Below are 20,364 nucleotides of genomic sequence, written 5' to 3' on the forward strand. Positions count from 1 at the left end.
TCTCCGGTCCGGTCAGGGGAGGATGCGGCCGAGGTCGGCTGCCAGGGCGACGGCACGCGGGTCGGCGCCACCCGGCCAGGGCCCGCGGGCGATGGTCCACGCGAAGGCGACGCCGGTGTCCGGGTCGACGCACGCAAGGGCTCCCGCCGCACCGTCGTGGCCGAACGAGCGCGGACCGCCGAAGGCGAGCTGCTGCGACGGCTTCTGGAAGACGATCGCATGGGCACGGTCGTGCTGGTGCAGCACCTCGTCGTAGCCGCGGATCTGCTGCTGCCCGATCTGCGACACGGTGCCGGCGCTCAGGAACGGCTCGGTTCCGTCGACGCCGGTGACCGCCGAGGCGAAGAGCCGGGCGAGGCCGCGTGCGCTGCCGGTGCCGCTGCCGCCCGGGTGACCGTAGCGCCAGCTCCGGGGCGAGTTGCCCAGGTCGACGTCACCGCTCAGGGAGCCGAACACGAGCGGGCCGAGCGCTGAGTACTCGCGGACCAGGGTGTCCGACACCGGGCGGATCATCGGGAGGACGTCTGCGCGCCGGTCTTCCAGCTCTGCGGGCAGGCCGAGGTGGAAGTCGATGCCGTGCGGCGCGCGGATCTCCTGCTCGTAGAACTCGTGAAGGGTCCGGCCGGTGACGCGGTATACGAGCTCATCGCCGAGGTTGCCGATCGTGATGGCGTGATAGCCGAAGGCGCTCCCCGGGTGCCAGAACGGCGTCGAGTCCGCCAGACGTGCCGCTGCCGCGTGATGGTCGAGCAGCTCGTCCCACGTGAGATTCGTGTCGGCCTGCGGCAGTCCGGCCTGGTGCGAGAGCAGCTGGCGGACGGTGACGGCGCCCTTGCCCTTCGCGGCGAACTCGGGCCAGTACGTCGACACGCGCTCATCGAGGTCCAGCTCGCCACGCTCGACGAGCAGGCCCACCGACAGGCCGATCGTGTTCTTCGTCACCGAGTACGGCACCATCACCGAGTCGCGTCCGAGATGCGGGCCTCCCCAGGCATCGAGGACGAGCTCACCGCGGTGATACGCCGCGACCTGGAACGACAGGTCGGGGTCCGCCTGCAACCAGCCGTCGAGACGGTCGGCGACTCCCGCGAGCCGGTCGTCGACCGTGCCCTCGAGCAGGCTCAACGGCTCGCCTCCCACTCGAGCTCGAGCGGCAGGTCCACGACCGACGCTCCCGCACGCAGCGTGAACGCGCCGGGTTCGACGACCCAGCCGTCCGCCCAGTGCGCGAAGCGGCGTGGTGGCAGCGAGACGGACGCCGTCGCGGCGGCCCCGGCATCCGCTCGGACGACGGCGTGACCGACGAGCCACCGCACCGGACGGTCGACGGACGAGTCGGCGCGCTCGGCGTAGACCTGCACGACGTGCTTGCCGGCGCGGGCGCCGGTGTTGCGGACGGTCACTTCGAGGGTGTCGCCCTCACGGCTGGCGGACTCCCAGTCCCAGGTCGTGTACCCGAGGCCGTGTCCGAAGGCGTAGGCGGGCTCGGCGCCCGAGCGCAGCCACGCGCGGTATCCGATGTGGATGCCCTCGGTGTACCGGAGGACGCCGTCGTCGGGCGTGACCTGCGTGACCGGCACGTCGGCGAGCGATGCGGGCCAGGTGGTGGGGAGGCGGCCACCGGGCTCGGCGGCACCCGTGAGGATGTCGGCGACGGCGTGGCCGAACTCCTGGCCGCCGAAGTAGCCCTGGAGGATGGCGGCGACGTCGTCCGCCCAGGGGAGGACGACGGGGGAGCCCGCGTTCACCACGACGACCACCGGTGTGCCGGTCGCGGCGACAGCGCGAACGAGGTCGTCCTGACGGCCCGGCAGATCCAGGTCGGTGCGGTCGTACCCCTCGGACTCGACTTTCGCGTTGGTGCCGACGACGACCACGGCGATCTCGGCGGCGGTCGCCGCCTCGACGGCGCGCGCGATGAGCTCGGCGGGGTCGGTGCGCTCGGGCGCGATTCCGACGGTGGCCGACATCGCGCCGGACAGTGCACCCATGTCGGCGCGGTCGAACTCGACTCGCACGTCGATCGGGGTCCCCTCGTGCACCGCGACGGTGGCGGTGACAGAGGGCGGGTTGAGGAAGGCGGCGCCGAGGTCCGTGCCCTCGATCACGGGGGAGTCGTTCAGCAGCAGTTCGCCGTTCACCAGCAGGCGACCCGGGTTCGCGCCGGCGAATCCGAGCTCGACATCGCCGGTGGACTCCGGGGTGTACCGGGTCTCGAACACGACCGTTCTACTCGCGGCGATCGGAGCGTCGCCGCCGAACCAGACCAGGGCGCTCGAGCGCCGGTCCTCGGTGAACAGGACGTCGCCGTCGTCGCCGAGGAAGGTGACCCGCAGGCCGGGCCCGCCCGTGGCCGGGTTCGTCATGCGCGCGAGGTCGAGCTCGGCGACGCCCTCCTGGACGACGGCGCCGATCTCGTAGGCGACCTCGGCCCCCGGAAGCGCTTCGCGGATGCCGTCGAGCGGCGATACGGTGCGCTCGGGAAGGACGGTGGCTGAGCCGCCGCCCTGCGTCCGCGCCTCGCGCGCGTTCTGGCCGATCACCGCGACACGTCGGAGGGCGCCGGCATCCAGCGGCAGCACACCCTCGTTGCGCAGGAGGACGGATCCCTCGACGGCGGCCTCGCGGACGAAGGCGACACCGTCGACCGCGGCCGGCTCGACCGCGTCGTGGCCGGCGAGTGCGCCGACACGCTCGGCGAGCAGCAGCATCCGCAGCACCTTGCGGTCGAGATCGGCCTCGTCGAGCCGGCCGTCGCGCACGGCGTCGGCGAGGTCCGCCCATGCCGGAGCCGGCCCCGGCATGGCGAGGTCCTGCGCGGCGGGGACGGCGTCGAGCGAGCGCACGGCCGTCCAGTCGCTGATGACGACGCCGTCGAAGCCCCATTCGCTGTTCAGTGGCCTCTCGAGGAGGTCGTTCTCGGTCATCGTGACGCCGTCGACGGAGTTGTAGGAGCTCATGATGCTCCACGTGCCCGCCGCAACGGTGCGCTCGAAGGGCGCCAGGTAGAGCTCGCGCAGCGTGCGCTCGTCGACCTGGACGTCCACGGTGAAGCGATCGGTCTCGGAGTCGTTCGCGACGTAGTGCTTGGGGGTGGCGGCCACACCGTTGTCCTGCAGGCCGCGCACGTAGGCGGCGCCCAGGCCGGCGGACAGCTCGGGGTCCTCCGAGAAGCACTCGAAGTGGCGGCCGCCGAGGGGCGACCGGTGCAGATTGATGGTCGGGCCGAGGACGACGTCGACACCCTTGCGGCGGGCCTCCGCGGCGGCAGCGGCGCCGTACCGGTGCGCGAGGTCGACGTCCCAGGATGCCGCGAGTGCCGACCCCGAGGGCATGTTGAGCGACGGATCGCGCTCGTCCCAGCGGGGGCCGCGAACGCCGGCGGGACCGTCCGAGAGGGTCATCGCGCGCAGGCCGATCTCGGGCAGCGGCACCGTCGTCCAGAAGTCCGCGCCCTGGACGAGGGCCGCCTTCTGCTCGAGCGTCAGCTTCTCGAGGAGGGGGCGGAGGTGGTCGGTGGACGCGGTCGACGTCGTCGTGTCAGTCACGGTGCTTCCTTGCAATCGAAGAGGAGGTGGGGGATGCCGGCGCGCGAGCGTCTGCGCGCCGGCATCCGATCAAGCGGCGCCGGCGACGGACGAGCCGGCTTCCGACGCGAGGAACGCCTTGCGTGCGGCGCGGCGCTCCTCCTGCTTGTCAGGGTCGGGCACGGGTGCTGCCATGAACAGCCGCTGCGTGTAGGGATGCTCCGGCTCGGAAGTCACCCGGTCCCCGTCGCCGTACTCGACGATCTCGCCGCGGTACATGACCGCGACGCGATGGCTCACGTGGCGGACGACGGCGAGGTCGTGGGTCACGAAGAGGTAGGCCACACCGGTGCGCTCCTGGATCTCGATGAAGAGGTCCAGCACCCTCGCTTGCGTCGACAGGTCGAGTGCCGAGACCGGCTCGTCGCACACGATGAGCCGCGGCTCCAGGGCGAGCGCCCGTGCGATGGCGACCCGCTGGCGCTGGCCGCCCGAGAACTCGCGGGGGAGCCGGCTCCGGGCATCCGTCGGCAGGCCCACCTGGTCGAGCAGGTCGCGCACCCGGGTGCGGGCGGTGGTCTTCGCCACCCCCGCCGCGGTCAGCGGCTCGGTCAGGATCTCCTCGATCGTCATCGACGGGTTGAGGGACGAGTACGGGTCCTGGAACACCACCTGGATCTCGGAGGTCAGCGACCGGCGCTGCCGCCGTGACAGGTGCGAGATGTCCCGCCCGGCGTACGTGATCGTCCCGCCGGTGACGGGCGCGAGCCCCAGGGCGGCGCGGCCGAGGGTCGTCTTGCCGGACCCGGACTCGCCGACGAGGCCGACGGTCTCGCCGGGCAGGATGTCGAGCGAGACCCCCTTCAGGGCGCGGAACGGTTCGGCGCGAAATCCCTTGCCGGGGTATTCGACGACGAGGTCCTTCACCTCGAGCAGCGGAGCGGTCATGCCCGTGCTCCCTTCGTGGCCAGCGGCGCACGGGCGGGACCCTCGTCGAGGATCGCGTCCAGGAGCGCCTGGGTGTACGGGTGGCGGGCGTGGTGGAAGATGCTGCGCACCGGACCCTGCTCGACGAACAGGCCGTTCTGCATGACCGTGACGCGGTCGCAGAGGTCGGCGACGACGCCGAAGTTGTGCGTCACGAGCAGCATGGCCATGTTGCGCTCGGCCTGCAGGTCGCGCAGCAGGTCGAGGACTTCGGCCTGCACGGTCACGTCGAGGGCGGTCGTCGGCTCGTCGGCGACGATCAGGTCGGGGTCGGTCGACACGGCGCCGGCGATCAGCACACGCTGCGCCATGCCGCCCGAGACCTCGAAGGGGTACGCGTCGAACGTGCGCTTGGGCTGCGGGATGCCGACCCGGGCGAGCAGGTCCAGCGAGCGCTCCGTGGCGTCCTTCTTGGAGAGTCCGAGATGCTTGCGCAGCGGTTCGACGAGCTGGCTGCCGATCGTGAACGACGGGTCGAGGTTGCTCATCGGCTCCTGCGGGATGTAGCCGATGCGCTTGCCGCGGATGCCCGCGTACGTGCGCTCGGACGCATCCGCCAGCTCGGTGCCTTCGTAGAGGATCGAGCCGCCCGTGACGTGCCCGCCGCGGGGGAGGAGGCCGAGGACTGCGAAGGCGGTCTGGGTCTTGCCCGAGCCGGACTCGCCGATGAGGCCGTGCACCTCGCCCTTGCGGATGTCGAGCGAGACACCGTGGACGACCTCGATGTGCGATCCGTCGGGCTGGTCGTAGCCGACCCGCAGATCGCGGACCTCGAGCACCTTCTCGGTGGCCTTGCTGCGGGCGTCCTCGGCGTGGCGGATGACGCCCTCGTTCTCGATGACGGGCAGTTCGTCGGGGTCCTCGATGGGCTCGCCGCCGCTGAGCGAGACGGACGTCGTGACCGCGGCGATCGAGCCGGTCGCTGTCGAGACGGCGCGGCGGCGCTTGCGGCGGACCGAGACGGTGCGCTCGAGTTCGTCACGCATGACATTGGCGAGCAGTGTGAGGGCGATGCAGGTGAGGGCGATCGCCAGTGAAGGCCAGATGAGCAGCAGCGGCGTCCGGGCGATGTTCTTGAAGCCGTCGTTGAGCATCGACCCCCAGGTGGGGACCTTGACGTCGCCGAGGCCCAGGAACTCGAGCCCGGACTGGATCGCGAGGGCGATGCCGGCGATGATCGCCGCCTGGATGATGATCGGTGCCCTCACGACCGAGAGGACGTGCCGTCCGATGATGCGGGTGTCGCTGAGTCCCGACACCCGCGCTGCATCGACGTACAGTTCGCCGCGCACCGCTGTCACGGCGGCGTAGACCAGTCGGAAGAAAGAAGGGGCGAGCAGGAGGCCGAAGATGAACATCGAGATCCAGACCGACGGGCCGAGGACGGCCCTCGCGGCGAGCAGGATCACGATGCCGGGAAGAGCCATGTTGAGCTCGGTGACCCACGTCGCGACGGCGTTGAACCACCCCTGGTAGTAGCCGGCGATGAGGCCGCTGATCACGCCGATGACGATGGCCACGACCACCGCGAGCAGGGCGGCGAGGACGCTCGTCTGTGTGGCGGCGAGCAGGCGCGACCACACGTCACGACCGCTGCTGTCGGTGCCGAGCAGGTTCTCGCCACCCGGGGCGGCGAGGACGTTCCGGATGTCGGCGTAGTTCGGGTCGAGCGGTGCGATCGCCGTGCCGATGACGGCGATGACGGCGATGAGCAGGAGGAAGAGGGCGGCACCGACCCCGACCGGGCGCTTGAGCAGGCGTCGCGCGAGATGCATGCGCACCGGCGCGGCGTTCGACGGGGCGAGGGGCAGGGCGGGGTTGGCGGGGGAGCCCATCGTGTCGGTCATGAGAGCCTCACCTTCGGGTTCAGAGCGGCCTGGGCGAGGTCGATCAGGAGATTGACGATGACGACGAGGATGGCGAACGCGATCACGAGTCCCATCACCACCGGGATGTCGCCCAGGACGGTCGAGCGGACGCTCAGCTGACCCATCCCGGGGATGGAGAAGATCTGCTCGACGACGACGGCGCCGCCGAGGAGACCGACGAACTGCAGGGCGAGGACGGCGAGCGCCGGCCCGCCCGCGTTTCGCAGCACGTGTTTGTAGATGACGGAACCCTCGCTGAGGCCCCGGGCGCGGAGGGTCCGGACGTAGTCGCGCGACGTCGCATCGATCACGGATCCGCGCACCTGCACGGCGACCGAGGCGATGGCGCCGATCGAGAGCGCGATGATCGGCAGCGTCACCGAGGCGAGCCACCCGCTGAAGGATGTCGCGATCGGGACGTATCCCGTCGCCTTAAACCAGTGGAGGTTCACGGCGAAGACGAGCACGAGGATCAGAGCGATGAGGAAGCCGGGCACGGCGAAGCCGATGAGCGAGAGGATCTGGACCGTCCCGTCGATGGCGCCGCCGCGTCGGGCGGCGAGGACGCCGAGGACGATGGCGATGACCGCTGAGATGAGCGTCGCGCCGATCACAAGAGAGAGCGTCACCGCGAGGCGGTTCGTGACGCTGACGCTGACCAGTTCGCCGGTGAACCAGCTGCGCCCGAGGTTCCCCGAGACGGCCGACATCAGCCAGTCGGTGTACTGCGTGAGGAGGGGACGGTTGAGGCCGAGCTCCTCAGTCTTCTTCGCAACGGTCTCGGCCGTGGCGTTCTCGCCGAGGATCCGGCGGGCGATGTCGCCGCCACCCGCATAGAGCAGGAGGAAGGCGACCGCGGAAATGACCGCGACGAGGACGACGCCGGACACGACGCGTCGGATGATGAATGACAGCATGATGACCTTCCCGGGATGGTCGGCAGGTGGCGACGCGGACGCCGCCACCTGCCGGATCGATCAGTTCTTCGGCGAGAAGTCGAAGATCGACGGGTAGGCGTTGGTCGGCCAGAACTCGAGGTTCGTGTTCGCGTCCGTCGCGAACGTGCCCTGCACCCGGAAGAACGGTGCGAACCAGGCCTGGTCGACGATGTACTTGTTCAGCTCCTTGACGGCGGTGGTCGCCTCGTCCTCGGTGCCGTTCTGGATCGTCGAGATGTAGCCGTCGACGGTGTCGTCCTGGTACTTGAACGGGTTGAACGTGGCGTTCGGCGCGATCATGAAGTTGATGAGCTGCCAGTCGGGGTTTTGCTCCAGTGCCATCCACGTCGCCGGGTACTTCGGCGCGAGCATGTCGGTGATGAAGTTGCCCGTGCCGGGGTCGGTGTAGTTCACCGTGATCCCGATGTCCGCGAGCTGCTGAGCGACGAGGTCGAACGTGGTCTGGAAGGCCGGCGTCGACATCATGTTCAGCGTGAACCCGTTCGGGTAGCCCGCCTCGGAGAGCAGCGCCTTGGCGGCATCCGGGTCGTACGCGTAGGTGCTGTCGAGCGACTCGTCGTACGCCTCGGACGTGGCGGGGAAGACCTGCTCGGTCACGGTGCCGTAGCCGCTCTGCAGCGACTGCAGCAGCGCTTCGCGGTCGAAGGCCATGTTGATCGCCTGGCGCACCTTGACGTCGGCGAGCTCGGGCGCCATCGTGCCGGCACGGTCGAGCAGGAGCAGGCCCTGGAAGTCGAGCTCGTTCGACTCGATCGTCCAGCCGGCGCCCTCGACCTCGGCGATGGTGTTGTTGTCGGCGATCTTCGCGCCGTTCGCCTCGCCCGCCTTGATGGCGTTGAGGGTAGCGGTCACGTCCTCCATCACGTTGATGGTGAGGTTCTCGTACTTGACGGCGTCCTTGTTCCAGTAGTCGGGGTTCGCCGTGTAGTTGTACGTGGTGCCGGTGACACTCGACGCGCTGTCGAGGATGTACGGGCCAGAGCCGACCGGTGTGGTCGCGGAGTTCTCGTCGTCGAAGCTCGAGGGAGCCTGGACGAGGCCGGGAGCGATCGACAGGAGGTTCTCGAGCGACGGGTCCGGAGCGTCCTGCGTGATCGTGACGGTCGTCGCGTCGACGGCGGCGAACTCCTTGCCGGCGAGCGTGGCCGCCTGCGGCGAGGTACCGTCGCGGAAGCGCTCGAGGCTGCCGACGACTGCATCCGCGTCGACAGCGGTGCCGTCGGTGAACTTCGCGTCATCGCGGAGCGTGAGCGTGAGGACGGTCCTGTCGTCGTTGTACGACCACTCGGTCGCGAGGTTGGGCTGGATCTCGCCCGAGGAGTTCTTGCGCAGCAGCGTGTCGAAGACCGCCTCGAAGAACTCGCTGCGGTTTCCCCACTCGGCGCCGGCGCCGATGTCGTAGCTCGTCGGAGCGGCGATCGAGATGAGGGTCAGGCGGTCAGCCTTCCCACCCTCCCCGCTGGAGTTCGTCGTCTCTCCACCACCGGCGCATCCGGTCAGTGCGAGTGCTGCGACGACGGCGACGGCTGCTGTGGCCTTCCATCGGAACATCTTTGTCCTCATTTCGGGTGGCGATACCCCTGCGGATCGCTCTGCCGACGGACGCTAGCAGCAAATCCGAACGAGGACTAGGTTTTCAAAATAAAAATCTAGTCATCGCTAGGTTTTCGTTATAAAGCCGTGCAGACTGGGCCGCGACGGCCGCCAACGGGGGAGGCCGAGAGAATGACGATGATGACGAACACGGACACCACCGCGTCGACGCAGGGGCGCCGCCGGGGCACCTACGCCAAGACCGAGGCGACGCGCCAAGCCATCCTCGACGCCGCACTGGAGGTCTTCTCCGGCTCCGGCTACCGGGCGGGCTCCCTGCGTGAGATCGCACTTCGCGTCGGCATGAGCGAGGCCGGGCTGCTGCACCACTTCCGCAACAAGAGTGCGCTCCTCGAGGCGGTGCTGGAGGAGCGCGACGAGCGCGCGCGGGCGGTCGTGCCGACGAACTCGGAGGACGGCGCCTCCGTTCTGCGGGGCCTCGTGGAGCTGGCCGCGATCAACAGCTCGATCCCCGGCGTCGTCGAGCTGTTCGCCACCCTGTCGGCTGAGGCGACGGCGCCCGATCACCCGGCGCACGCGTACTTCGTCCGGCGCTACGACTTCACACGATCGACGATCGAGCGGGCCCTCACCGGGCTCGAAGCTCAGGGCAGATTGCGTCACGGTATGACTCCCCACCGCGGCGCGGTGACCATCATCGCCCTGATGGACGGCTTGCAGGTGCAGTGGCTGCTCGACCGCTCGGTCGTCGACATGGCAGAGGAGCTGCGAGCTCTCCTGAGGACCTTCGCCGACATCGATTGGGGTGCCGAATCCACTCCGGAGGCGGTCGTCGAGGTGTCGGCATGACCCGCACGGCGTTGCGCGACGGCTGGACCGCCGGTCCCAAACTCGGTCCTTTCGAGTCTCCCGCCGAGGGTCACGGACCCGTGACGGTCGTCCTTCCCCACGACGCGTTGCGTGATCTGCCGCGCTCGGCCGACGAGGTACAGGGCGTCCACTCCGGCTACACCCCGGGAGGGGCGTTCGAGTACGCCCGCGAGCTGGATGTTCCCGAATCGTGGCGTGGTAGGACTGTCCGGCTCGAGTTCGAGGGGGTCTACCGCGACGCGGTGGTGTTCCTGAACGGGGAGGTCGTCACCCATGAGGCGAACGGCTACGCCGGCTTCACCGCCGAGCTGGATCCGTACCTCCGGTTCGGCGAGACCAACCGGCTGACCGTCGAAGCGCGCGCCCACCGCGACAGCCGGTGGTACAGCGGCGCGGGGATCTATCGCCCTGTCCACCTGGTCGTCGCCGATCCTGTCCACATCCCGACCCATGGTGTGGTCGTCACGACGCCCGACGTCGACGACGAGCGTGCCGTCGTCGAGGTCGCGGTCACCGTGCGCAATGCCGCGCGCCACACGCGTGAGACGCGTGCCGACTGGACGATCGTCGGTCCGGACGGTGCGCCGGTCGCCTCCGGCACCTCCCCCGTCACCGTTCTGCCCGGGACGGATGCCGTGGCCCGCGCGCGTCTCCTCGTCACCGCGCCGCACCGCTGGCACCCCGATCATCCGCACCTGTACACGGCGCGGACGACGGTGACGGATGCCGCCGGCGCGGTGCTCGACGAGGAGTCGACGACTTTCGGCATCCGCACCCTGCAGGTGGACCCCGTGCGGGGTCTGCGCATCAACGGGCAGCCCGTGAAGCTGCGCGGCGCGTGCGTGCATCACGACAACGGCGTGCTCGGTGCGGCGACCTTCGACGACGCCGAGGATCGACGGGTCCGCCTGCTGAGGGAGGCCGGGTTCAACGCGCTGCGCAGTGCACACAACCCGATGAGCCGCGCGATGCTCGACGCGTGCGACCGGTACGGCGTGCTCGTCATGGACGAGCTGGCCGACGCGTGGACACGGGCGAAGGCGCCCTTCGACGCCACGATCACGTTCCCGGAGCGGTGGGAGCGCGACATCCGCTCGCTGGTCGAGAAGGACCGCAACCACCCGAGCGTGATCATGTACTCCATCGGGAATGAGATCCTCGAGCTCGGCACCCCGATCGGGTCGACGTGGAGTCGCCGGCTCGCCGAGGCCGTGCGCGCCGCGGATCCGACGCGGTTCGTGACGAACGGGATCAACGGGATCATCGCCAACCTGCCGCGCATGGCCGAGGCCCGAGAGCAGGTCGAGGACGCCAACACGATGATGGCGAACATGGGCGACCAGATGGGGCTCATGAACGCATCGCCGCTCGTGAGCGCCTCCGTCGAGGAGTCGGCCGCGGTGCTCGACGTCGTCGGGTTCAACTACGCCGACTCCCGGTACCGGCAGGATGCCGTCGACCACCCGAACCGGGTCATCGTCGGTTCCGAGACCTTCCCGGCGCGCATCGATGTGATGTGGGGGCTCGTCGAGGAGCTGCCGCATGTGATCGGTGACTTCACCTGGACGGGCTGGGACTACCTCGGCGAGGCCGGCATCGGCCGCGTCGACTACACCGACGAGCCCGGCTACGTCGACACCGGCACCGCCGGCCCCTATCCGTACCGGCTCGCCGAATCGGGCGACCTGGACATCACCGGGTACCGGCGGACGATCTCGTACTACCGCGAGATCGTATTCGGACGGCGAACCGTCCCGTACATCGCCGTCCATCGCCCGCAGCACCATGGCCGGCCGACCGGGACGACGCCGTGGTCGTGGACCGACACCGTGTCCACATGGAGCTGGGATGCCGCACCCGGTGCGCCCGTGACCGTCGACGTCTACGCGGCTGCCGACGAGGTCGAACTGCTCCTCGACGGCGAGAGCCTCGGGACCCGGCCGGTGGGCGCCGAGAAGGCGTTCGTCGCGCGCTTCGAGACCGCGTTCCGCCCCGGCGAGCTCGTCGCCGTCGCGCGGCGCGACGGCCACGAGACCGGTCGCCACGTCCTGCGCACGGCCGGCACCCCTCGCCTGCAGGCGCACGCCGAACGCGACGGGGTCGCGGTCGGCGGGCTCGCGTTCGTCGCGATCACCCTCGCGGACGACGACGGCATCGCCGTCGCCGACCGCGACGTGCGTGTCGAGGTCTCTGTCTCGGGTCCGGGGGCACTGGCTGGTCTGGGCTCGGGCCGCGCCCGCACGGAGGAGACTTTCGGCGACGACGCCTACACGACCTACGACGGCAGACTGCTCGCCGTCGTCCGTGTCGACGGTCCCGGCGAGATCGTCGTCACCGCGTCCGCGGCGGGGTACGCCGAGGCGAACGCGACCGTCGTCGGCGGCTGAGCCGGCCCCCGGCATCCCGGTCCCTCACGGGTCGCCACCTGTCGCTCGAGCGCGTGAGCCGCGGCACATCCCGTTCCCGGAGCCGCCTCAGCTGCGCCGCGTCTCGCCCTCGGGCAGCCGGATCGGCGTCGTCGCCGCGACCTCGTCGCTGAACTCCTCGGGCGCCACCACGCTGATCGGGCGGGTCTCGTCGATCGTCATCGCGAAGCGGCGCGTCTCGTGGCGGTGCAGGCGTCCCGAGAACAGCAGCCACCCGCCGCCGACACAGAACGCGATGAGGGCCGCCGCGGCGCCGAGCAGGATCGCGGCGCGCGGACCGAACGCATCGGCCACCCAGCCGACGATCGGCGCGCCGAAGGGCGTGCCACCCATGAGGATCGCCATGTACAGCGCGAGCACGCGTCCCCGCAGAGCCGGCTCGGTCGTCGTCTGCACGTAGCCGTTTGCGGTCGTGAGGGTCGTGACGGTCGAGAAGCCGATGAGCATCAGGGTCGCGGCGTAGGCGATGTAGACCGGCATCGCGGCCGAGAGCACGGAGGCGATCGCGAACAGCCCCAGTCCGAGGATCACGAGCCGCAGCCGGGCGCGGTCGCGGCGGGCTGCGAGCAGGGCGCCCGCGAGCGACCCGATCGCGAGGATCGAGCTCAGCACACCGTAGCCGTCTGCGTTCTGGCCGAATTCGAGCGCCATGGTCGAGGCGAGGATGGGGAAGTTCATCCCGAACGCGCCGAGCAGGAACACCATGATGAAGGTGACGACGAGGTCGGGGCGGCTGCCCACGTAGCGCAGCCCGTCGGCCATCCGTGCGGCGCTGCGCAGCTTCGGCCGCGGCACGAGTTCGGCGGGCCGGATGAGGATGAGCGCGACCAGCATCGCCAGGAACGTCAGTGCGTTGACGAGGAACACCCATCCCGTCCCGACGGCGACGATCACGAGGCCGGCGACGGCGGGGCCGATCATGCGGGCCGTGTTGAAGGAAGCCGCGTTCAGTGCGACCGCGTTCGAGGCGTTCTCGCGCGCGACGAGGTCGGAGACGAACGCCTGCCGGGTCGGGTTGTCGAAGGCTGCGACGACGCCGAGCGCGAACGCGAAGGCGTACATCGTCCACAGATCCATGGCGCCGAGCAGCAGCAGCACGCCGATCGTGAGCCCGAGGACCATGAGCGAGCCCTGGGTGAAGAAGAGCAGCTTGCGCCGGTCGAACCGGTCGGCCACGAGCCCGGTCACGCCGACGAGCAGCAGGGGAGGCGCGAACTGCAGCGCCATCGTCACGCCCATCGCGGTGGCGTCGTTGTCGGTCAGCTGTGTCAGGACGACCCAGCTGAGGGCGGTCGCCTGCATCCACGCGCCGACGTTCGAGACGAGTGCGCCGATGAACCACACGCGGTAGTTGAAGACGGAGAAGGAGCGGAACATCGCGGAACTCATCGCTCGGCCACCTCCTGCATGATCGCGGCGGCCTCGGCGAGGGTCGCGCGCTGGGTGGCGGTGAGAGCTTCGAAGGCGTGCTCGAGCCAGGAATCGCGTCGGCGGACCGTCTCCACGACGACCTCGCGCCCGCTCTCGGTCAGGTCGATGACCACCTTGCGCCGATCGTTCTCGTCGGGGGTGCGGCTCAGGTAGCCGAGCTCTTCCAGGCAGTTGACCGTGCGGTTCATCGAGGGGGCGGAGACCCGCTCCCTCTCCGCGAGTTCGCCGAGCGTGTGCGGGCCGTGCACCTTCAGCGCCGCGAGCACCGCGAACTGGCCGTCGCTCATCGTGTCGACGGCCCGCTGCGACCGCAGTCGCCGCGCGAGCCGGAAGGTGGCCATCCGGAAGTCGGATGCCGCGTGAGCGAGGTCTCGGGGCTGGTCGCCGGTCGCGTCGCTCATGTTTCTTTAGCATAGCTCATTAGCCTGGCTAACGGCTCGGAGCGTTATGCCTGTGCGGCTCTAGGATTCGAGCCATGCCCGAGTTCATCGATGCACACGGCATCGCGATCGTCTACGACGTGCACCCCGCCGAGGGGACCCCCCGCGGCGTTGTCCAGCTTCTCCATGGGGTCGGCGAGCACGCCGGACGCTACGGCGACCTCATCTCCGCTCTCACTGCCGACGGCTTCACGGTCTACGCCGACGACCACCGCGGACACGGCCGTACCGGCATGCGGCAGCACGGTGGCGACGCGACCCGCCTCGGCCGACTCGGCCCCGGCGGACTGCGCGCCGCGATCGCGGCCTGCCGACAGTTCACCGAGCTGATCCGCGGGCGCCATCCCGATCTGCCGCTGGTCCTCCTCGGCCACTCCTGGGGGTCGTTCCTCGCGCAGAAGCTCGTGAACGCCGACCCGCGCGCCTACGACGCCGTGGTGCTCTCCGGGTCGTCGCTGCTCTGGCCGGGCGCCCTCAACGCCGCGCCGCTGAACAAGCGGTGGGCAGGGGCCGACGCGACGGGCGTCGAGTGGCTCTCGACGGATGCCGCGGTCGGCCGCGCCTTCCTCGACGACCCGCTGACGACCATGACTCCGCTGCCTACGCTGTTCGGGCCTGCCGACACGGTGCGGCTGATCGGCAAGCCGAAGCGCGACCTCGGCGTGGACGTCCCCGTCCTCCTGATGGTCGGGAGGGACGATCCGGTGGGCGGTCCGCGCAGTGTCCACCGACTCGCCGACGCCTACCGCACCCGGTCGAGACTGACGGATGTGACGACCCTCGTCTACCCCGACGCGCGCCACGAGATCTTCAACGAGCACTGCGCAGCCGAGGTGCGCGCGGATCTGCTCGCGTGGCTCGATGCGCGCATCGCACGACGCGACGCGGCATCCGTCCCCGGTGACGCGACCACGCCCGCTGCGGACACGGGAGAATAGGGGCATGCACGGCGAGTACAAGGTTCCTGGCGGCAAGCTGGTCGTGGTCGACCTCGAGGTGGCCGACGGCCGCATCGCGGACTTCCACCTGGCGGGTGATTTCTTCCTCGAGCCCGACGACGCCCTCGCCGACATCGACGCGGCCGTCACCGGGCTTCCGGCCGAGGCCGATGTCGCGACGATCGCCGCCGCGGTACGCGGTGCGCTCCCCGAGGGCGCGCAGCTGCTCGGCTTCACGCCCGAGTCGGTCGCGACCGCCGTCCGCCGTGCGCTCATCGTGGCGCCGGGCTGGAACGAGTTCGAGTGGGAGATCGTCCACGAGAAGGCGGTGTCGCCGGCGATGAACCTCGCTCTCGACGAGGTGCTCACGACGCGGGTGGGCGACGGCCGCCGGACGCCGACCCTCCGCATCTGGGAGTGGAACGAGTCCGCCGTCGTCATCGGCTCGTTCCAGTCGCTGCGCAACGAAGTCGACCCCGAGGGGGCCGCGAAGCACGGCTTCCAGGTCGTCCGCCGCATCTCCGGCGGCGGCGCGATGCTCATGGCCGCGGGGTCGATCGTCACGTACTCGCTCTACGTCCCGGCATCCCTCGTCGCGGGTCTCACCTTCGCGGACTCCTACGCGTTCCTCGACGACTGGGTGCTGCACGCGCTGCGCTCCCTCGGGATCGACGCCACATACCAGCCGCTCAACGACATCGCGTCGTCGAAGGGCAAGATCGGCGGCGCCGCGCAGAAGCGCCTCGCCAACGGGGGAGTGCTCCACCACGCGACCCTCAGCTACGACATGGACGGCCAGGTGCTGACCGAGGTGCTGCGCATCGGCCGCGAGAAACTCTCGGACAAGGGGACGGCGTCGGCGGCGAAGCGCGTCGACCCGCTCCGCAGCCAGACGGGTCTGCCGCGCGCCGAGATCATCGAGCGCTTCAAGGAGACCTTCACGTCGCTGTACGGCGCGAAGCCGGGCTCGATCTCCGAGGAGGAGTACGCCGAGGCCGAGGCGCTCGTCGAGTCGAAGTTCTCGACGGACGCCTGGCTGCGCCGCGTCCCGTGACCGTCGAGATCCACCTCGGCGACAACCTCGAGGTCGCCCGGCGCCTGCCGGACTCCTCGTTCACGCTCGTCTATCTCGACCCGCCGTTCAACACCGGCCGCACGCAGGAGCGTGCGATCGAGTCCGCGCTCCGCATCCAGTCCGCAGCGGAGGACCCCGCGCCCACATCCGCGGATTCCCGGGAGACCGCAGCCGACGCATCCTCGGAGGGGTTGAGGGCGGAACGCCTCGTCCCCGACCCCGATGCCCCGCGGCCGCCGACGGGCCCGGTCAAGGGCGGCTTCCGGGGCACCTCCTACGCCCGCACGCGCGGCGCGCTGAAGCTCTACGACGACCGCTTCGACGACTACTGGGGCTTCCTCGAGCCGCGGCTGCGCGAGGCGTGGCGACTGCTCACGGGCGACGGCACGCTCTACCTGCACCTCGACTACCGCGAGGCGCACTACGCGAAGGTCATGCTCGACGCCGTGTTCGGCCGCGACTGCTTCCTCAACGAACTCATCTGGGCGTACGACTACGGCGCGAAGTCCCGCAAGCGCTGGCCGAGCAAGCACGACACGATTCTCGTGTACGTGAAGGACCCGTCGGCCTACTTCTTCGACTCGGATGCCGTGGACCGGGAGCCCTACATGGCGCCGGGGCTCGTGACCCCCGAGAAGGCGGCGCGCGGCAAACTGCCGACGGATGTCTGGTGGCACACGATCGTCCCCACGTCCGGACGGGAGAAGACCGGCTACCCGACGCAGAAGCCCGAGGGCATCCTGCGACGTATCGTGCAGGCGTCCAGCCGTCCCGGCGACCGCGTCCTGGACCTCTTCGCCGGCTCCGGGACCACCGGCGCCGTGGCCGACGCTCTCGGGCGCGACGCGGTCCTCGTCGACCACAGTGCCGACGCGCTCGCGGTCATGCGGGCGCGCATGCCCGAGGCCGTCGTCGTCGGCTGACGCTCCGCATCCACCACCGGATCGAGAAACGGCGTCCGGATGACACGCGAGCGTGTCGGATCCGGACGCCGTCTCTCGAGGAGGGCTCAGCTGCGCAGGAAGTCCAGCAGTGCCTCGTTCACCTCAGCGCCGTGCGTCCAGAGGAGGCCGTGCGGCGCGCCGTCGATCTCGACGTAGGTCGCCTCGGGGAGGAGCTCACGGAACTTCCGCGCGGTGGCGTCGATCGGGAGGATGTTGTCCGCGGTGCCGTGAAGGATGAGCGCCGGCACGGTCACAGCCGGGATGTCGGCGCGGAAGTCCGTCGCCCAGGTCAGCGGCGCGGCGGCGATGGCGGCGTTGCCGGCCTGGTTGGCGACGGCGACCGACGCGTCGAGCGCCTCCTGCGAGACGCGGTTCCCGAGGTAGTCGTCGAGGTTGTAGAAGTCCTTGAAGAACCCGGTCAGGAACGCGTAGCGGTCCTCGGCGACAGCAGCCGCCGTGCCGTCGAAGAACGCCTGGTCGCCGGCGCCGTCGGGGTTCTCGTCGGTCTTGAGAAGCCAGGGCTCGAGCGAGCCGAGGAAAGCGACCTTCGCGATGCGGTCCGCGCCGTAGCGCGACAGGTACCGGGCGATCTCTCCCGTGCCCATCGAGAACCCGACGAGGACGGCATCGGTCAGCTCCAGCTCTTCGATGAGGGCGTGCAGGTCGGCGGCGAACGTGTCGTAGTCCGAACCCGACGCGGTCTTGGTCGACGCCCCGAATCCGCGCCGGTCGTACGCGATGACGCGGTAGCCGGCCTCGAGCAGCGCGGCCTGCTGCTTGCCCCATGACTCGCCGTTCAGAGGGAATCCGTGGATCAGCACGACGGGCTGGCCCGACCCCTGGTCCGTGTAGAAGATGTCGACGTCGACCGAGTTCTCGGTCCCTACGGTGATGTACGCCACGACGGCGCTCCTTCCCGCCGGAACGGTCGTCCGGCGACATCCCGACGTTATGTTTCCCCGTGCGGGCGCGACCAGCGCTTGACGGATCCTTCGCCCGCTGTTCATGGAACGACGCCGGTACCGTTGCCTCATGGCGGCGATCGACCTCAACGCGGACCTCGGTGAGACCGTCGACGGCGTCCCGACCGCCGACGACGAGGCGATGTTCGCCGTGGTCTCGAGTGCGTCCGTCGCGTGCGGCGGCCACGCCGGCGACGTCCCGTCGATGACGGACGCCGTCCGCCGCGCGGCCGAGCAGGGTGTCGCGGTCGGGGCGCACCCCTCTTTCGTCGACCGTGCCGGGTTCGGGCGGGTGGCGCTCGCCGTCCCGCCGGCGATCCTCCGCACCCAGGTGCGGGACCAGATCGCCGCCCTGGTGGGGGTCGGTGCCGACCTGCGCTATGTCAAACCACACGGGGCGCTCTACCACGCGGTCTCCGCCGAACCCGGGGCGGCGGGCGCCGTCGCGGCCGCCGTCGCGGACGTCGCCGCGGACCTCGGGCGCACGCTGCCGATGCTCGGGATGCCGGGGGCGATCACCCAGGCCGCCGCGAGCCGCGGCATCCCGTTCTTCGTCGAAGCCTTCCTCGACCGCGGCTACCTGGCCTCCGGCTCCCTCGTACCGCGCACCGAGCAGGGCGCGCTCCTGCACGACGCCGAGGTCGTCGCCGCCCGCGCCGTGACGCTCGCGACGGGCGGCGGTGTGGTCGCGATCGACGGCTCGAGCATCGAGGTCGACGCAGCATCCCTCTGCCTGCATGGGGACACCCCCGGTTCGGTCGCGATGGCGCGTGCCGTGCGGGCGGCGCTCGACGCGGCGGGGGTCGAGGTGCGCGCGCCGTGGTGATCCGCCCCTTCGGTGACAGCGCGCTGCTCGCCGAGGTCGACGGGCTCGCCGACGTGCTCGAGGTCCACGACGCCCTGGTGCGCTCCCGACCCCGCGGCGTCCTGGATCTCGTCCCGGCCGCCCGCACGGTGCTGGTCCACCTCGACTCGGCCGTCCTCCCGCTCGCCGCCGCACGCGCGTGGATGGAAGGCGTGGATGCGGCGGGCCGCCCGGCGCGGGACACGGCGACGGACGAGGTCGAGATCCCCGTCGTCTACGACGGCCCGGACCTCGATGAGACGGCAGCCGCCCTCGGGGTGGCGCGCGAAGAGCTCATCGCCCGGCACCTCGCCGCGCGCTGGACCGTCGCCTTCACGGGCTTCGCTCCGGGATTCGGGTACCTCGTGAGCGAGGACTGGCGGTTCGACGTCCCCCGCCGGGCGACACCCCGCACGCGGGTGCCGCGGGGCGCCGTCGCGCTGGCGGGGGAGTTCGCCGGCGCCTACCCGCGCGAGACCCCGGGCGGCTGGCAACTCATCGGCACGACCGGCGCGCCGCTGTTCGACCCGCACGCCGAGCGACCCGCGCTGCTGCGCCCCGGGACCCGCGTGCGCTTCCGGCTCGTGGACGCCGTCCACCCCGGGGTCACCCCGCCCCGCGCCGCCCCGGTCGGCCGGCCGGCGGCGATGGTCCTGGACCCGGGTCCGCTCGCGACGGTGCAGGATGCCGGTCGTCCCGGCGCGCTCGCCGAGGGTGTGTCGCTCTCGGGCGCCGCCGACCGCCGGGCCCTGGCCGCGGCGAACCGGCTCGTCGGCAATGCGCCGGCCGCCGCCGCCGTCGAGGTCACCCTGGGCGGATTCCGCGCGACGGCCCTCCGCGACGTGTGGATCGCGGTCACCGGAGCCTGGGGGAGCGTCCACGTGGCGGGTCGCGAGGTCGACCCCTACCGGCCGGTGCTCTGGCCCGCCGGTGCAGAACTCGCGCTCGGCGCGTTCCGCGCCGGCGTCCGCGCCGTGCTCGCCGTCCGCGGCGGACTCGCGGGCCGCGGGGTGCTCGGGTCGATCGCCGCCGACACCCTCTCCGGTCTCGGTCCCCGGCCGTTGCGCACGGGTGACGAGATCGCGACGGCGGATGCCGCGCGGCATCCGGTCCCACCCGTCGACCTGTGGCCGTGGACCCCGCCGCCCGACGTCCTGGACGTCCCCGTGGCCGCGGGTCCGCGTGCGGACTGGTTCCTGCCGGCGGCGCGACGTGCGTTCCTCGAGACGGGATGGGTCGTGGGAGCCCGCGCGGACCGCGTCGGCATCCGGCTCGACGGACCCCCGCTCGAACGGACACCGGATGCCGTCGGCCGGGAGCTCCCGAGCGAGGGCATGCTGCCGGGCGCCGTCCAGGTGCCGCCCGACGGTCTGCCGGTGATCCTCGGACCCGACGGACCGGTGACGGGCGGATACCCCGTGATCGGTGTCGTGACGGCGGCCGGGCGCGCGGCGCTGGCGCAGGCGCGCCCTGGATCGCATCTCCGACTGCGGAGCGCAAGCCCTCGGCTGTGATCGTCGCCGGCGCGTAGGGTCGGCC

The 20,364-nt window shown here is 70.8% G+C and carries 16 protein-coding genes; 7 read left to right on the plus strand and 9 right to left on the minus strand.

Annotation, left to right across the window (positions count from 1 at the left end; translation table 11 throughout):
• Positions 1 to 12: 12 nt before the first annotated feature.
• The 6 genes from AB0259_RS12545 to AB0259_RS12570 form a co-directional block, all read right to left on the minus strand.
• Positions 13 to 1,125, minus strand: a complete 1,113-nt coding sequence (locus tag AB0259_RS12545) for a serine hydrolase domain-containing protein (protein WP_366222895.1) — start codon at positions 1,123 to 1,125, stop codon at positions 13 to 15.
• Entirely contained in the window at positions 1,122 to 3,548 is a 2,427-nt protein-coding gene (locus AB0259_RS12550) for a glycoside hydrolase family 3 C-terminal domain-containing protein (RefSeq protein WP_366222896.1), read from the minus strand. The genes AB0259_RS12545 and AB0259_RS12550 overlap by 4 nt, the downstream gene beginning before the upstream one ends.
• A 69-nt stretch (positions 3,549 to 3,617) precedes the next feature.
• Positions 3,618 to 4,475: an ATP-binding cassette domain-containing protein gene (locus tag AB0259_RS12555; protein WP_251581708.1), complete on the minus strand. Its 858-nt coding sequence runs from the start codon at positions 4,473 to 4,475 to the stop codon at positions 3,618 to 3,620.
• The gene (locus AB0259_RS12560; protein ID WP_251581709.1) at positions 4,472 to 6,361 is read right to left on the minus strand and encodes a dipeptide/oligopeptide/nickel ABC transporter permease/ATP-binding protein; all 1,890 of its coding nucleotides are present in this window, start codon (positions 6,359 to 6,361) and stop codon (positions 4,472 to 4,474) included. Before AB0259_RS12560 ends, AB0259_RS12555 begins: the two co-directional genes overlap by 4 nt.
• Entirely contained in the window at positions 6,358 to 7,299 is a 942-nt protein-coding gene (locus tag AB0259_RS12565) for an ABC transporter permease (RefSeq protein ID WP_366222897.1), read from the minus strand. The genes AB0259_RS12560 and AB0259_RS12565 overlap by 4 nt, the downstream gene beginning before the upstream one ends.
• A 60-nt stretch (positions 7,300 to 7,359) precedes the next feature.
• On the minus strand, positions 7,360 to 8,892 hold the full coding sequence (locus AB0259_RS12570; RefSeq protein WP_366222898.1) for an ABC transporter substrate-binding protein: 1,533 nt from the start codon (positions 8,890 to 8,892) through the stop codon (positions 7,360 to 7,362).
• 183 nt (positions 8,893 to 9,075) lie between these two features.
• On the opposite strand from AB0259_RS12570, the gene AB0259_RS12575 reads away from it, so the two are divergent.
• Positions 9,076 to 9,744 carry a TetR/AcrR family transcriptional regulator gene (locus tag AB0259_RS12575; protein WP_366222899.1) on the plus strand — a complete coding sequence of 223 codons (669 nt, stop codon included), beginning with the start codon at positions 9,076 to 9,078 and terminating at the stop codon, positions 9,742 to 9,744.
• Positions 9,741 to 12,152 (plus strand): glycoside hydrolase family 2 TIM barrel-domain containing protein, encoded by a 2,412-nt coding sequence (locus AB0259_RS12580; protein WP_366222900.1) that lies wholly within the window; start codon positions 9,741 to 9,743, stop codon positions 12,150 to 12,152. Before AB0259_RS12575 ends, AB0259_RS12580 begins: the two co-directional genes overlap by 4 nt.
• An 87-nt stretch (positions 12,153 to 12,239) precedes the next feature.
• On the opposite strand, the gene AB0259_RS12585 is transcribed toward AB0259_RS12580, so the two are convergent.
• Both AB0259_RS12585 and AB0259_RS12590 read right to left on the minus strand, forming a co-directional pair.
• Positions 12,240 to 13,580, minus strand: a complete 1,341-nt coding sequence (locus AB0259_RS12585) for an MFS transporter (RefSeq protein ID WP_366235833.1) — start codon at positions 13,578 to 13,580, stop codon at positions 12,240 to 12,242.
• Positions 13,577 to 14,023: a MarR family transcriptional regulator gene (locus tag AB0259_RS12590; RefSeq protein WP_366222901.1), complete on the minus strand. Its 447-nt coding sequence runs from the start codon at positions 14,021 to 14,023 to the stop codon at positions 13,577 to 13,579. The genes AB0259_RS12585 and AB0259_RS12590 overlap by 4 nt, the downstream gene beginning before the upstream one ends.
• A gap of 74 nt (positions 14,024 to 14,097) precedes the next feature.
• Between AB0259_RS12590 and AB0259_RS12595 the strand changes: the two genes are divergently transcribed.
• Genes AB0259_RS12595 through AB0259_RS12605 form a run of 3 tightly spaced genes read left to right on the plus strand, consistent with a single transcriptional unit; the run spans position 14,098 to position 16,998 of the window.
• A complete protein-coding gene (locus AB0259_RS12595) occupies positions 14,098 to 15,000 on the plus strand; it encodes an alpha/beta hydrolase (RefSeq protein WP_366222902.1) in 903 nt (300 codons plus the stop codon).
• 4 nt (positions 15,001 to 15,004) lie between these two features.
• Complete coding sequence (locus tag AB0259_RS12600; protein ID WP_366222903.1) at positions 15,005 to 16,054, plus strand: biotin/lipoate A/B protein ligase family protein; 1,050 nt, start codon at positions 15,005 to 15,007, stop codon at positions 16,052 to 16,054.
• On the plus strand, positions 16,051 to 16,998 hold the full coding sequence (locus AB0259_RS12605; RefSeq protein WP_366222904.1) for a site-specific DNA-methyltransferase: 948 nt from the start codon (positions 16,051 to 16,053) through the stop codon (positions 16,996 to 16,998). Before AB0259_RS12600 ends, AB0259_RS12605 begins: the two co-directional genes overlap by 4 nt.
• An 86-nt stretch (positions 16,999 to 17,084) precedes the next feature.
• Here the strand turns inward: AB0259_RS12605 and AB0259_RS12610 are convergent, their stop codons facing one another.
• Positions 17,085 to 17,921 carry an alpha/beta hydrolase gene (locus tag AB0259_RS12610; protein WP_366222905.1) on the minus strand — a complete coding sequence of 279 codons (837 nt, stop codon included), beginning with the start codon at positions 17,919 to 17,921 and terminating at the stop codon, positions 17,085 to 17,087.
• Between the two features lie 130 nt (positions 17,922 to 18,051).
• On the opposite strand from AB0259_RS12610, the gene AB0259_RS12615 reads away from it, so the two are divergent.
• The gene (locus AB0259_RS12615; RefSeq protein ID WP_366222906.1) at positions 18,052 to 18,807 is read left to right on the plus strand and encodes a 5-oxoprolinase subunit PxpA; all 756 of its coding nucleotides are present in this window, start codon (positions 18,052 to 18,054) and stop codon (positions 18,805 to 18,807) included.
• Positions 18,801 to 20,339 carry a 5-oxoprolinase/urea amidolyase family protein gene (locus AB0259_RS12620; protein ID WP_366222907.1) on the plus strand — a complete coding sequence of 513 codons (1,539 nt, stop codon included), beginning with the start codon at positions 18,801 to 18,803 and terminating at the stop codon, positions 20,337 to 20,339. Before AB0259_RS12615 ends, AB0259_RS12620 begins: the two co-directional genes overlap by 7 nt.
• Positions 20,340 to 20,364 lie beyond the last annotated feature (25 nt).

This window comes from Microbacterium sp. NPDC080005 (genome assembly GCF_040702445.1).
Taxonomy (GTDB): Bacteria; Actinomycetota; Actinomycetes; order Actinomycetales; family Microbacteriaceae; genus Microbacterium; species Microbacterium oleivorans_D.

Excerpts from the sequence above, each read along its gene's own strand:
- AB0259_RS12600 (WP_366222903.1), top strand. The coding sequence starts at position 15,005 with ATGCACGGCGAGTACAAGGTTCCTGGCGGCAAGCTGGTCGTGGTCGAC.
- AB0259_RS12615 (WP_366222906.1), top strand. The coding sequence starts at position 18,052 with ATGGCGGCGATCGACCTCAACGCGGACCTCGGTGAGACCGTCGACGGC.
- AB0259_RS12595 (WP_366222902.1), top strand. The coding sequence starts at position 14,098 with ATGCCCGAGTTCATCGATGCACACGGCATCGCGATCGTCTACGACGTG.
- AB0259_RS12575 (WP_366222899.1), top strand. The coding sequence starts at position 9,076 with ATGACGAACACGGACACCACCGCGTCGACGCAGGGGCGCCGCCGGGGC.
- AB0259_RS12560 (WP_251581709.1), bottom strand. The coding sequence starts at position 6,361 with ATGACCGACACGATGGGCTCCCCCGCCAACCCCGCCCTGCCCCTCGCC.
- AB0259_RS12555 (WP_251581708.1), bottom strand. The coding sequence starts at position 4,475 with ATGACCGCTCCGCTGCTCGAGGTGAAGGACCTCGTCGTCGAATACCCC.
- AB0259_RS12590 (WP_366222901.1), bottom strand. The coding sequence starts at position 14,023 with ATGAGCGACGCGACCGGCGACCAGCCCCGAGACCTCGCTCACGCGGCA.
- AB0259_RS12565 (WP_366222897.1), bottom strand. The coding sequence starts at position 7,299 with ATGCTGTCATTCATCATCCGACGCGTCGTGTCCGGCGTCGTCCTCGTC.
- AB0259_RS12585 (WP_366235833.1), bottom strand. The coding sequence starts at position 13,580 with ATGAGTTCCGCGATGTTCCGCTCCTTCTCCGTCTTCAACTACCGCGTG.
- AB0259_RS12580 (WP_366222900.1), top strand. The coding sequence starts at position 9,741 with ATGACCCGCACGGCGTTGCGCGACGGCTGGACCGCCGGTCCCAAACTC.
- AB0259_RS12570 (WP_366222898.1), bottom strand. The coding sequence starts at position 8,892 with ATGTTCCGATGGAAGGCCACAGCAGCCGTCGCCGTCGTCGCAGCACTC.